At 65.4% G+C, this 12,595-nt stretch carries 10 protein-coding genes; 8 read left to right on the top strand and 2 right to left on the bottom strand.

Annotated features, from left to right (window positions below; genetic code table 11):
- The first annotated feature begins 41 nt into the window (after positions 1-41).
- The 6 genes from cobT (at position 42) to DQW91_RS01075 (ending at position 7,187) form a co-directional block, all read left to right on the top strand.
- Positions 42-1,937, top strand: a complete 1,896-nt coding sequence (gene cobT, locus DQW91_RS01100) for a cobaltochelatase subunit CobT (protein WP_112662390.1) — start codon at positions 42-44, stop codon at positions 1,935-1,937.
- A gap of 27 nt (positions 1,938-1,964) precedes the next feature.
- Positions 1,965-3,020 carry an esterase-like activity of phytase family protein gene (locus tag DQW91_RS01095; protein WP_112661740.1) on the top strand — a complete coding sequence of 352 codons (1,056 nt, stop codon included), beginning with the start codon at positions 1,965-1,967 and terminating at the stop codon, positions 3,018-3,020.
- A 183-nt stretch (positions 3,021-3,203) separates the two neighbouring features.
- Entirely contained in the window at positions 3,204-4,601 is a 1,398-nt protein-coding gene (locus tag DQW91_RS01090; protein ID WP_112662389.1) for a circularly permuted type 2 ATP-grasp protein, read from the top strand.
- A 25-nt stretch (positions 4,602-4,626) separates the two neighbouring features.
- On the top strand, positions 4,627-5,571 hold the full coding sequence (locus DQW91_RS01085) for an alpha-E domain-containing protein (RefSeq protein ID WP_112661739.1): 945 nt from the start codon (positions 4,627-4,629) through the stop codon (positions 5,569-5,571).
- Between the two features lie 3 nt (positions 5,572-5,574).
- Positions 5,575-6,393: a transglutaminase family protein gene (locus DQW91_RS01080; RefSeq protein WP_112661738.1), complete on the top strand. Its 819-nt coding sequence runs from the start codon at positions 5,575-5,577 to the stop codon at positions 6,391-6,393.
- A gap of 44 nt (positions 6,394-6,437) precedes the next feature.
- Positions 6,438-7,187 (top strand): proteasome-type protease, encoded by a 750-nt coding sequence (locus DQW91_RS01075; protein ID WP_112662388.1) that lies wholly within the window; start codon positions 6,438-6,440, stop codon positions 7,185-7,187.
- On the opposite strand, the gene DQW91_RS01070 is transcribed toward DQW91_RS01075, so the two are convergent.
- Together DQW91_RS01070 and rpmB are read right to left on the bottom strand one after the other, a co-directional pair.
- Complete coding sequence (locus DQW91_RS01070; protein ID WP_112661737.1) at positions 7,184-7,819, bottom strand: queuosine precursor transporter; 636 nt, start codon at positions 7,817-7,819, stop codon at positions 7,184-7,186. The genes DQW91_RS01075 and DQW91_RS01070 overlap by 4 nt on opposite strands.
- A 76-nt stretch (positions 7,820-7,895) precedes the next feature.
- Positions 7,896-8,186, bottom strand: coding sequence for a 50S ribosomal protein L28 (gene rpmB, locus DQW91_RS01065; protein WP_112661736.1), 291 nt, complete (start codon positions 8,184-8,186; stop codon positions 7,896-7,898).
- A 264-nt stretch (positions 8,187-8,450) separates the two neighbouring features.
- Here rpmB and DQW91_RS01060 point away from each other — a divergent pair, with 264 nt between their 5' ends.
- Positions 8,451-9,290 carry a DUF3108 domain-containing protein gene (locus DQW91_RS01060; protein WP_112661735.1) on the top strand — a complete coding sequence of 280 codons (840 nt, stop codon included), beginning with the start codon at positions 8,451-8,453 and terminating at the stop codon, positions 9,288-9,290.
- Between the two features lie 191 nt (positions 9,291-9,481).
- Entirely contained in the window at positions 9,482-12,586 is a 3,105-nt protein-coding gene (locus tag DQW91_RS01055) for a helicase-related protein (RefSeq protein WP_112661734.1), read from the top strand.
- The last annotated feature ends 9 nt before the right edge of the window (positions 12,587-12,595 follow it).

The raw sequence follows: 12,595 nt of genomic DNA, 5'->3' as shown, positions 1-12,595 counted from the left end.
CTGCGCTTCGCTTCGGCCGGGATGACGGATTGAAGGTCGTCATGTCCATCTCGAACCGCAAGCCAGGTGAGAAGAAGGAAGCGCCGGCGGAGCCGCTGAAGCGCTCCATCGCCGCTTGCATGAAGGCGATTGCGCGCAAGCAGGATCTCGAGGTCACCTTCGCCTCCGACCGTCCCGCGCTCATGGGCGACAAGGCGCGTCTACCCGAGCCGCCGCGCAAGCTTTCCTCTCACGATGTGGCGATCCTGCGCGGGCAGGCGGATTCGATGGCGCTGAAGCTCGCCTGTCATGATGCCGCTCTCCATCGCCGCCTCGCGCCGGAAGGCCAGGCGGCGCGTGCGGTTTTCGATGCTGTCGAGCAGGCGCGCGTGGAATCCATCGGCTCGCGCCGCATGAGGGGCGTTGCCTCCAACATCACCGCGATGCTGGACGACCGTTATCATCGCGGCGGCAAGTTTGAGGACATCACCGACCGCGCGGACGCGCCGCTGGAAGATGCCGTCGCCCTCATGGTGCGCGAGCGCCTGACCGGTGAAAAGCCGCCGGTTGCCGCTGCCCGGATCGTCGATCTCTGGCGCGATTTCATCGAGGACCGCGCGGGCGCGGATCTCGACGGCTTGCTCAAGCGCATCGAGAACCAGCGCGACTTCGCGCGCGGCGTCCGCGATCTTCTTTCCTCTCTCGACATGGGCGATGAATCCTCCGCTGAGGCGGACGAGGATGAGAACGACGAGGAAAACGAGTCCGAGCAGGAGCAGCAGGAAGGCGAGGGCGAAAGCGAGCAGCAGGCTCAAGGCGACCGCGCCGAAACCGAAGTGAGCGAGGATTCCACGGACGACGTCGAGGACGGCACGCAGGAGGACGCGGAAGGCTCCTCCGACGAATGGCCGGACGAGATGGACGAGGCCGATGCGGAGGATGCGGGCGAAGCCTGGCGTCCGCCGTCCTCCCGCTCCAACGAGCCGCGCGGACCCGACTACAAGGCCTTCACGCATAAGTTCGATGAGGTCGTCCACGCCGAGGATCTCTGCGATGCCGACGAGCTGACGCGGCTTCGCGCTTATCTCGACAAGCAGCTCGCGAACCTGCAGGGCGTGGTGGGGCGTCTCGCCAACCGTTTGCAGCGGCGTCTCCTCGCGCAGCAGAACCGCGCGTGGGAATTCGACCTCGAAGAGGGAATGCTCGATCCGGTGCGCCTGCCGCGCATCATCATGGACCCGTTCCAGCCGCTGTCCTTCAAGCACGAGCAGGATACGAATTTCCGCGACACGGTGGTGACGCTGCTGATCGACAATTCCGGCTCGATGCGCGGACGCCCGATCACGGTTGCGGCGACCTGCGCCGATATTCTCGCGCGCACGCTGGAACGCTGCGGCGTGAAGGCCGAGATTCTGGGCTTCACCACCCGCGCCTGGAAGGGCGGCCAGTCGCGCGAGCAATGGCTGCAGAGCGGCAAGCCCGCCAATCCCGGCCGTCTCAACGATCTGCGCCACATCATCTATAAATCCGCCGATGCACCGTGGCGGCGCGCGCGCAAAAATCTCGGGCTGATGATGCGCGAGGGTCTCCTGAAGGAGAACATCGACGGCGAGGCTCTCGATTGGGCGCATAAGCGCCTGCTCGCGCGGCCCGAGCAGCGGCGCATCCTGATGGTGATTTCCGACGGCGCGCCGGTGGATGACTCCACGCTCTCCGTCAATCCCGGCAACTATCTCGAGCGGCATCTGCGCCATGTCATCGAGGAGATCGAAACCCGCTCGCCGGTCGAGCTCATCGCCATCGGCATTGGGCATGACGTGACGCGCTATTACCGCCGCGCCGTCACCATCGTCGATGCGGAGGAACTCGGCGGCGTGATGACGGAAAAGCTCGCCGAACTCTTCGAAGAGACGCCGCCGACGATGGCGCGCGCTCCGCGCCGCCGCCTGCATGCCTAAAGCGGCCACACCGCAACGGGTGCGCGCATGAAGCTCTCGCGGCGCGGCTTTCTTCTCGGCGGCGGCAGCGCCCTTGCCTCGGCGGCGCTGGTCGATAGAACGCTCGCACGGCCAAAGCCCGCAAACGGCGCCACGTCGCTCGTTGTGGAAGCAACGCGGATCGAGCACTTCTCCGTCACCGAGCCGGCACGGCAACGCTTCGGCGCGCTCACCTTCCGCTCCGGCCTCGATCTTCGCTCGCCCGATCCGAGTTTCGGCGGGTTCTCCGGCCTGTGGCGTTCGGCGGACGGACAGCGCCTCGTCTCCATCGCCGACAATGCGCAATGGCTGAGCGCGCGGATCGAGACGCAGGCTGGCAAGCTCGCGGGGCTCACAGACGCAATGCTCGCGCCCGTGCTCAACGAGCAGGGCAAGCCGCTGGCGAGAACCCGCTACTACGATACGGAGAGCCTCGCGCTCGGCGACGGCGTCGCGTTCATCGGCATCGAGCGAAAACATGCCGTGATGCGGTTCGATTGGGCCGCGAGTGGCATCAACGCGCGTGGACGGCTCCTGAACCTGCCGCGTGAATTGAACGAGGCGGTCTCCGATCTGCCACATAACAGCGGCCTTGAGGCCATCGGCATCGCGCCGCCCCGCTCGTCTCTGGCGGGGGCGCTCGTCGCGGTGTCGGAGCGCTCGCACGATGGTGAGGATGCGCCGACGTCGGGCTTCATCCTGAGCGGTCCGCAACGCGGGCTGTTCAAGGTCCTGCGCTCACAGGGCTACGCCGTCAGCGACCTGAACTTTCTGCCCGACGGGGACATGCTCCTCCTTGAGCGCAAGGTCTCTCTCCTGGAAGGCTTCGGCATCCGCCTGCGGCAGGTGAAAGCCGCGGCGATCCGGCCCGGTGCGCTCGTGGACGGCGCGGTTCTGTTCGAGAGCGAGCCCTCCCATCAGGTCGACAATCTGGAGGGCCTCGCGCTTCATCAGGAGGCAGGCCGCACCATCGTGACCCTGATCTCGGACAACAACTTCAGCCGCTTCCAGCGTACCCTGCTGCTCGAATTCGCCCTCGACGCCGATCCCCGCCAATCTGCTTGAAGCAAGGGCACTTGCCGCTTTTCTCGCCAAGGCGATGCCCGTTTCGTGCGCGCCGCTTGCTTGCTGACGCGCAATCGGCAAACCTAAGCTCATCCCAGATGCGTTCCGGGGATCGAGCGGCAAGCGATTGCCCATTTAGAAGGCGGCTGGCAGGTCGTGGCGACAAGGGCGATTTTCGACGAAATGAACGGCCTCAACGGCGAGGGTCGCGCGGCCTACAAGGTGTTGCGGGAATGGCTCGGCACCGTGCCGCCCGACCTTCTCGAACGCCGCAGCGAGGAAGCGGAGCTTTTGTTCCGCAAGGTCGGCATCACCTTCGCGGTCTATGGCAATGCGGAGGCGGAGGAGCGGCTGATCCCCTTCGACATCATTCCGCGCATTCTCTCGGCGCGTGAATGGGCGAGGCTCTCTCGCGGTCTCGAACAGCGTGTTTCGGCGCTCAACCAGTTCTTGAAGGACATCTACGGCCCGCGCGAGATTCTGCGCGCCGGCATCGTACCGCCGGAACTCGTCTATCAAAATCCCTATTACCGGCCGCAGATGAACGGCCTGAACCTGCGCGGCGGCGTCTATGTGCAGGTGGCGGGCGTCGACATCGTGCGCGTGGACGATGAGGATTTCTACGTTCTCGAGGACAACCTGCGCACGCCCTCCGGCGTCTCCTACATGCTGGAGAACCGGGAGGTGATGCTGCGCCTGTTCCCGGAACTCATGTCGATGCAGCGCATCCTGCCCATCGAGAACTATGCCAACGATCTTCTCGCAACGTTGAAGTCCGTTGCGGGGCGCAGCGACTCGCGCACGCCGACGGTGGTGCTGCTGACGCCCGGCTCCTTCAACAGTGCCTATTATGAACACAGCTTCCTCGCGGACCGTATGGGCGTTGAGCTTGTCGAGGGGCGCGATCTCTTCGTGCGCGACGAGGTCGTCTACATGCGCACCACCGAAGGGCCGAAGCGCGTCGATGTAATCTACAGCCGCATCGATGACGAGTATCTCGATCCGCTGGTGTTCCGTCCCGATTCCGCGCTCGGCGTTCCGGGTCTCATCGCAGCCTACCGCGCGGGCAACATCGCCATCGCCAACGCGCCGGGAACGGGTGTCGCCGACGACAAGGCGCTCTACAGCTACGTGCCCGACATCGTGCGCTTCTATACGGGCGAAGAGCCGATCCTCAAGAACGTCCCCACATGGCGCTGCCGCGAGCCGGAGGCTTTGGCTTACGTGCTCGACAACCTTCACGAGCTGGTGGTGAAGGAGGTCAACGGATCGGGCGGCTACGGCATGCTCGTCGGGCCGCACGCCACCAAGGATGCGCGCGAACAATTCCGCGCCCGCGTTCTGGCGCGGCCCGATAATTACATCGCGCAGCCGACTCTCGCGCTCTCGACGAGCCCGATCTTCACGCAGAACGGCCTTGCGCCGCGGCATGTGGACCTGCGGCCCTTCGTGCTGACGGGCAGCGACAAGGTGCGGCTGGTGCCGGGCGGTCTGACGCGGGTCGCGCTGACGGAAGGCTCGCTCGTCGTCAATTCGAGCCAGGGCGGCGGCACGAAGGATACGTGGGTGTTGAGCGAATGATGAACGCGAGCGAGCGGAGGCGTCCTTGCTGAGCCGTGACGCCGACAGCCTGTATTGGCTCTCCCGCTATGTGGAGCGCGCGGAGAACACCGCGCGCGTTCTCGATGTCGCCTACCGCATGGCTTCCATGCCCATCGCCTATAACGAGGCGCACACCAACGAGTGGGAATCGGCGCTCGTCACCGCGGGCGCCATCGACCAGTTCAGGACCGTTTACGACGAGGTTACGCCGGAGCGGGTGATCGAGTTTCTCGCGTTCTCCGATGCGAACCCGTCGAGCATCCAGCGCTGTTTCGATACCGCGCGGCAGAACGCGCGTTCAGTGCGCGGCTCGCTCACCTCCGAGATGTGGGAGGCGATCAATTCCGCCTGGCTCGACCTTCGCCGCTTCAAGGCCGAGAAGGTGCAGGTGGAAAACCTGCCGACCTTCCTCAACCTCGTGAAGGAAACCTCGCTGCGCTACGACGGCTCGGCCATGCGCACCATGTTGCGCAACGATGCCTACTGGTTCTCGCGGCTCGGCGTCTATATCGAGCGCGCCGACAACACCGCGCGCGTTCTCGACGTGAAGTACCATGTGCTGTTGCCGCAGGATGCGGAGGTCGGCGGCGGCATCGATTATTACCAATGGGCCGCGATCCTGCGCTCCGTCTCGGCACTGGTGAGCTATCAGTGGGTCTATCACCAGAACCTGCGACCCTGGCTGGTGGCGGATCTCCTGATCCTGCGGGAGGAGATGCCCCGTTCGCTTGCCGCGTGCTACGCGGCCCTCTCGCGGCATCTTGACGATATCGGCCACCGCTATGGAACGTCAGGCCCCTCGCAGCGCCTCGCCCGCGCCTCTCATGCGCGCCTCGCGAACCAGACAATCGAGGATATCTTCCAACACGGGTTGCATGAGTTCCTTCAGGAGTTCATAGCCGAAAACAACAAGCTCGGCCTCGCCATCACGAATCAATATCTCGGTTGACCCATGCGCATCCGGATCCAGCACGAGACGACGTACCGCTACGCGGCGCCGGTCAAGTCGGCGATCCAGCTCCTGCGCCTCACGCCCCGCAGCCATGAGGGGCAGACCATCCTGCACTGGGCCATCGATTCCGACCACGATTCGCGCCTCGTCCGGCGGGAGGACTGGTATGGCAACATCATGCACAGCCTCTATGCGGAAGGGCCCGTCGAGCAGATTTCGTTGCGGGTCGTCGGCGAGGTTGAGACCACCGATGTCGCCGGCGTCATCCGCGGCAGCGCCGAGCGGTTCCCGCCGGCGTTCTATCTTCGCGAGACGCCGCTGACGGCGGGCGACGCCGCGATCTACGATTTCGCGGCGAGGGTTGCCGGGGCCCTGCAAAACCCGCTCGACAAGGCTCATGCCCTGATGGGCGCATTGAACGAACGCCTGCGCTTCGATGTGGAGGCCACCCACGCGGCGACGACGGCGACGGAGGCATTCGCCGCCGGTCACGGGGTGTGCCAGGACTTCACCCACGTCTTCCTCGCGGCGATGCGGCGGCTTGGCATCCCGGCGCGCTATGTCGCAGGCTACCTCCACAAGCCGGACGAGCCGGTGCAGGAGGCAGGCCACGCCTGGGCGGAGGCCTATATCGAGGGTCTCGGTTGGGTGAGCTTCGATGCGGCGAATGCGGTTTCCGTCACCGAGCATTATGTGCGCGTCGCCATCGGCCTCGATTCGACCGAGGCCGCGCCGGTGCGCGGCACTTATTACGGCTTGTCGAGAGAGGACCTCGCCGTATCCTTGAGAATTGAAAGCGCACGGCAGGCGCAAGCATGAGCCCGCAGCCGCAGCCGGGCCAGAGAGCCCCCGGAGGAACGCCCGTGACCTATTGCGTCGGTATCCTGGTGAAGGACGGCCTCGTGATGATCGCCGACACGCGCACCAATGCGGGCGTCGACAACATCGCCACCTTCCGCAAGCTGCACCTTTTCGAGGTTCCGGGAGAGCGTGTCATCACGCTCGCGACAGCGGGCAATCTTTCGGCGAGCCAGACGGTGCTATCGCTGCTCACAGAGGGCATCGAGGATCCCGAGACGGGGCGGACCGAGACGCTTTTGTCCGCCTCGAGCATGTTCAAGGCGGCGCAACTCGTCGGTTCTGCGATCCGGCAGGTTTATGCGCGCGATGGCATCGAGATGGAAAAGCACGGCATGACGTTCGACGTCACCATGCTGCTCGGTGGGCAGATCGGCCAGCATCCGATGCGGCTCTACCAGATCTATTCCGCCGGCAATGCCATCGAGGCGACGCTCGACACGCCGTTCCTGCAGATCGGCGAACCGAAATACGGCAAGCCCATTCTCGACCGCGCGATCGCGCACGATACCGATTTGATCGAAGCCCTGAAGCTCGGCCTCATCTCGATGGATTCGACGCTGAAGTCGAATCTCGGCGTCGGCCTGCCCATCGACATCGTCGTGGCGCGGCGCGATGCGCTCAAAGCCGGCGTCAAATACCGCATTCAGGACGACGAGCCTTACTTTCGCGACTTGCGCGAGCGCTGGTCGGCGGCTTTGCGCGCCGCGCACCAGGCGATTCCCCACCCGCCTTACGCGGACGGGGCTTTTTAGGCCTCGCGGCGCTGGATCGTCAGCGGGCGCATGAAGCGCAGCATAGCACCATAGGGGATGATCGAGAGTGCCGAGAGGGTGAGCTTGACGCCGTAATCGGCGATGGCGAGCGTCACCCACGGCAGCGCCAGGCATTCGTCGGGGATGCCGACGCGGCTCAGCACATCGCTGATGGTCGCATCCGTGCCCGGGATCGCGTCGCAATAGAACGCAATCGAGAAGAAGAGCATCGTGTCCACCGCCGCAGAAATGGTGGAGGAGGCGAAGGGCGGCAGCCACCAGGCCCGGTCGCGCAGACGCGAGAAGATCGAAATGTCGAGAAGCTGCGCCGTCAGGAAGGCGGTGCCCGACGCGATGGCGATGCGCGGCGTCGCCAGGATGACCGAGAGCACGACGGCCAGGATGAAGCCCACATAGACCACCCGGCGGGCGCCCTTGGGTCCAAATCGGCGGTTCGCCAGTTCCGTCACCAGGAACGAGAAGGGATAGGTGAAAGCGCCCCAGGTGAAATAGTCCTCGAGGCCGAAGGCATGGAACGGGTACTGGACGAGGATGTTCGAGGCCAGCACCACAACGGTCATGGCGGCGAGCGCGATGGCGAAGTCACGGCGGTCCAGAGCGGTCATCAGCATCCATTCCTAGATCAAAACGCAAAACGGGCGGCCCTTACAGCCGCCCGCTTTACGAAAATTCCTGGCAGAATCGAGATCAGTTCGCGGCAGCGAGCTTCTTCTCGATCTCGCGCTTGATCGTGCGGGCGTTGTCCGACAGCTCGTCATTCTTCGCCTTGGCGAGGAAGCTGTCGAGGCCGCCGCGATGCTCGACCGAGCGCAGGGCGTTCGCGGAGACGCGCAGGCGCACGGAGCGCTGCAGGGTTTCCGACTGCAGGGTGACGTTGCAGAGGTTCGGGAGGAACTTCCGCTTGGTCTTACGGTTCGAGTGGCTCACCAGGTGGCCGCTCAGGACGGCCTTACCGGTCAGTTCGCAACGGCGCGACATGGTACTATCCTATCGTCTCATAGGGGCCACGGCTTGGTTTTTCACGGGTTTGCTGAACGCAGATCCCGCGGCGCCGGACACCGAAAGTCTGTGAAGGTGCGAGGCTATAGGCTGAAAACCGGCCCCGCGTCAACAATCGCTGTCGCCAGCGTGCAATTTTTGTAACATCGTGGTCACGATTTATTCCGATTTTAGTGCGATCACCCTTAACGGACTGGACTTTCCATTCGAGCCCTCAACGAGATCCTCCCCAAGAGCCCCGCGATGCGTCTCCCTCTTTTTGCCCTCTTGAGCCTGGCTTTCGCCGGAATCGGCGCGGCCCAGGCGCAGACCCTCAAGGCGGATTACGATGTGAGTCTCGCCGGCCTCTCGCTTGGCACGGCGGATCTTTCCTCCACCTTCGAGGGCCCAAAATACACGATGCAGCTCGGCGTGAAGCTGACCGGCCTCGCCAAAATGCTGACCGGTGGCAAGGGCGCGGGCACCGCTTCCGGGGCCATCGCCGGGGCGATTCCGCAGCCGGCGGCCTTCGCCGTTACCTCGCGGGCGTCCGGGGATCAGCGCACGGTGCGCATGGGGCTCACCGCCGGCACCGTCGCCGCCGTCGAGATCGTGCCGCCCATCGACGAGAAGCCCGACCGGGTGCCGGTCAAGGAGGCGGATAAGAAAAGCGTGGTCGATCCGATCAGCGCGCTTCTCATGCCGGCCCTGGCTTCCGGCAGCCTGACCGATCCCGCCAATTGCAACCGCATCATCCCGGTTTTCGACGGGGCAGCCCGGTTCAACGTGGTCCTGACCTATGGCGAGACCAAGGAGATCGACAAGCCCGGCTACAAGGGGCCGGTTCTCGTCTGCAACGCCCGCTATGTCGCCATTTCCGGCCACAGGGCCCTGCGCCCCTCGACCAAGTTCATGGAAGACAACAAGGACATGTCGGTCTGGCTGATGCCGCTGGAGGGACCGCGCCTGCTCGTTCCGGTCAAGATCGCGGTGCGCACGATGATCGGCATGAGCGTCGTGGAGGCCACCAATCTCTCCCTGGGCGGGGAGGGGAAAGTGGTGCCCGTCTCCAACAGGCCCGTTCAGGCCGGGGCGGTGCGATAACCTTCGCGATGGCAAAGAGGCGCTGGCATTCCCATATGGGGAAGGGCCGCCTCATTCTTCGCAAAAGCGGAAACCGCTTGGCTGAAAAGGCGCGCGGTTCCTGTTATGACGCATGATCCTGCGGGGAGGGGCGACAGCCGTCTCGCCGGGCCATGCCAGGGGATCCAGCCAGTTGAAGGGATCCGGTTAGCTTGAACCATAACGTTTTCCCGAAACCCCGTGGTGAGTCCGCGGCCCGCCGCTCGCTGCCGCCGCAGTTCCGTGCGCGGGGCGTCACGGCTGTGCTCGGCCCGACCAATACCGGCAAGACCCACCTCGCCATCGAGCGCATGCTGGCCCATGAGAGCGGCATGATCGGCCTGCCGCTGCGCCTCCTCGCCCGCGAGGTCTATGGCCGCGTGGTGGAGAAGGTGGGGGCGCACAACGTCGCTCTCGTGACCGGCGAGGAGAAGATCAAGCCCGACAAGCCGCGCTACTGGATCTCCACCGTCGAGGCGATGCCGCGCGATCTCGACCTCGCCTTCGTTGCCATCGACGAAATCCAGCTCGCCGCCGATCTCGACCGGGGCCATGTGTTCACCGACCGCCTGCTGAACCAGCGGGGCCGGGAGGAAACGCTGCTCATCGGCTCCAACACCATGCGGCCTTTGATCGAAGCGCTGATTCCCAACGTTCACGTGGTCACCCGCCCGCGCCTGTCGCAGCTTACCTTCTCGGGAGAGAAGAAGGTGTCGCGCCTGCCGCGCCGGTCCGCCATTGTCGCCTTCTCGGCGGAGGAAGTTTACGCCATCGCGGAACTGCTGCGCCGCCAGACCGGGGGCGCGGCGGTGGTGCTCGGCGCGCTGTCGCCCCGCACGCGCAATGCGCAGGTGGAGCTCTTTCAGTCCGGGGACGTGGACTATCTCGTCGCCACCGATGCGGTCGGCATGGGCCTCAACCTCGATGTGGACCATGTCGCCTTCGCCTCGGACAAGAAGTATGACGGGTTCCGCTTCCGCAAGCTTTACCATTCCGAACTCGCCCAGATCGCCGGACGGGCCGGGCGTCACATGCGCGATGGCACCTTCGGCACGGCGGGGCGCTGCCCGCCTTTCGATGCGGAAACCGTCGAGGCGCTGGAAAACCACACCTTCGATCCGGTCCGCCTGCTGCAATGGCGCAATCCCGATCTCGATTTCCGCTCGCTGGAGCGCCTGCGCAACACTCTGGCCGAACAGCCCCGGGAGTACGGCCTCGCCCGCGCCCCCATGGGGGAGGACGTCGCGGCCCTGGAATTGCTGGTGCGGGACGAGGATATCCAGGCCTTCGCCCGCTCCCAAAAAGCGGTCGAGCGGCTCTGGCAGGTGTGCCAAGTACCTGATTATCGGAAGGTTTCCCCACAAACTCATGCGGATCTCGTCGGCCAGATCTACCGGTTCCTGATGAAGGACGGCGCGGTGCCGGAAGACTGGTTTTCCCGGCATCTTTTGGCCCTCGACCGCATGGATGGGGACATCGACACCCTCTCCAACCGCATCGCGCAGGTCCGTACCTGGACCTTCGTGGCGAACCGTCCGGACTGGTTGAGGGACCCGGAGCATTGGCAGGGTGTTGCGCGTCGGGTAGAGGACAAGTTATCGGACGCGCTCCATGAGAGGCTCGCCCAGCGCTTTGTCGACAGGCGCACGAGCGTGCTCATGCGGCGGTTAAGAGAGAATGCGATGTTAGAGGCCCAAATCACGACTTCCGGCGATGTGACCGTCGAAGGTCAGCACATCGGTCACCTGCACGGCTTCCAGTTCGTGCCGGACCCCCAGGCCGACACGGCGGAAGTTAAAACCCTGCGCAATGCGGCCGGCAAGGCTCTGGCTGGGGAAATCGAAGCCCGGGCCGACCGGTTCGCGGAAGCGCCGGACACGACGCTCGTTTTGTCCAACGACGGCACGGTACGCTGGATGGGCGACCCCGTGGCGAAGATCGAGGCGGGCGACAAGCTGTTCGACCCGCGCCTGCGTGTTCTCGCCGACGAACACCTGACGGGCTCTGCCCGCGACAAGGTGGACGCCCGGCTGCGCGCCTGGCTCAAGGCCTACATCGTGCGCCTGCTCGGGCCTGCGATCCAGCTCGAGGAAACGGCAGAGCTGCAGGGCCTTGCCCGCGGCATCGCCTTCCAGATCGCCGAGGCGCTCGGCGTTCTGGAGCGCGCCAAGGTGCTGAACGACGTCCGCAGCCTCGACCAGGACGCGCGCGGCGCGCTGCGCAAGGCGGGCGTGCGCTTCGGCGCTTACCATCTTTATCTTCCCGCCCTCCTCAAGCCCGCGCCGCGCACGCTCGCGGCCCAGCTCTGGGCGCTGCAGAACGGCGGGCTCGATCAGAAGGGCATCGACGAGATCGCGCATCTCGCCCAGTCCGGACGCACCTCGATTCCGGTCGACACCGAGATCGCCGCCGGTCTCTATCGCGCCGCCGGTTTCCGCGTGTGCGGCGGGCGGGCCGTGCGCGTCGACATTCTGGAGCGTCTGGCGGATCTCATCCGTCCTGCCATCGCGTACCGTCCCGGCGTCACCCCCGGTGAGCCCCCGGCAGGGGCCGCTGATGGCGAAACCTTCGTGCCGACCGTCGCCATGACCTCTCTCGTCGGCTGCGCCGGCGACGATTTCGCGACGATCCTGAAATCCCTCGGCTATGTGATGGAGCGCCGCCCCGGCCCCGCCATCACCGTGCCGCTGATCGAAGCGCCGAAGGAAGTGGTTCCGGCCACGCCCGCAGCCGAGGGTGAAGCCGCCGAGACCACCGCGGCTACCGTGGAAGAGACCGTCGAGCCCACGCCGGAGGCTCCAGCGCCGGAAGCGGTGGTGGAACCTGTGGCCGAGGCTCCTGTCGCGGAAGCGGCTCTCGCCGAGGGCGCTGCGGAAGGCGAGGTTTCGGTCGAGCCGGTCCTGCTTGAGGTGTGGCGCCAGCATCGCCGTCATCACGAGGGCGGGCATGCCCGTCATGGGCGTGGACGTCCCGAGCGCGGCCAGCAGCAGGAGCGCGGCGAGCGCCGTCCCCGTCACGGGCAAGGTGAGCGTCCCCAGGGCGAGCGTCCTCAAGGGGAGCGCCCGCAAGGCGAGCGCCGCCACGACCGCCGTCCCGACCAGCGTCGCGACGGTGAGGGTGGGCGTCCGCAGAACAGGCCTCCGCGCGGCCCGAACCGCACGGATGAGCGCCGCGCGCCGCGCTTCGAGCAGCCTCGCCGCGAGAAGCAGCCGGATCCGGATTCACCCTTCGCCAAGCTCATGGCCCTCAAGGCCCAGCTTGAGGATACCAAGAAGTAGGGGTATCCC

Origin of the sequence: Microvirga flavescens (assembly GCF_003290125.1) — a bacterium.
In the GTDB taxonomy this organism is placed as follows: Bacteria; Pseudomonadota; Alphaproteobacteria; order Rhizobiales; family Beijerinckiaceae; genus Microvirga; species Microvirga flavescens.
The sequence above is the reverse complement of the archived record's forward strand: the minus strand, read 5'-3'. Positions and strand labels throughout refer to the sequence as shown.

Bases quoted from the DNA above. Each gene is read 5' to 3' on its own strand.
- cobT (WP_112662390.1), top strand. From the start codon at position 42: ATGTCCATCTCGAACCGCAAGCCAGGTGAGAAGAAGGAAGCGCCGGCG.
- rpmB (WP_112661736.1), bottom strand. From the start codon at position 8,186: ATGTCGCGCCGTTGCGAACTGACCGGTAAGGCCGTCCTGAGCGGCCAC.
- DQW91_RS01070 (WP_112661737.1), bottom strand. From the start codon at position 7,819: ATGCTGATGACCGCTCTGGACCGCCGTGACTTCGCCATCGCGCTCGCC.
- DQW91_RS01090 (WP_112662389.1), top strand. From the start codon at position 3,204: ATGAACGGCCTCAACGGCGAGGGTCGCGCGGCCTACAAGGTGTTGCGG.
- DQW91_RS01060 (WP_112661735.1), top strand. From the start codon at position 8,451: ATGCGTCTCCCTCTTTTTGCCCTCTTGAGCCTGGCTTTCGCCGGAATC.
- DQW91_RS01080 (WP_112661738.1), top strand. From the start codon at position 5,575: ATGCGCATCCGGATCCAGCACGAGACGACGTACCGCTACGCGGCGCCG.
- DQW91_RS01095 (WP_112661740.1), top strand. From the start codon at position 1,965: ATGAAGCTCTCGCGGCGCGGCTTTCTTCTCGGCGGCGGCAGCGCCCTT.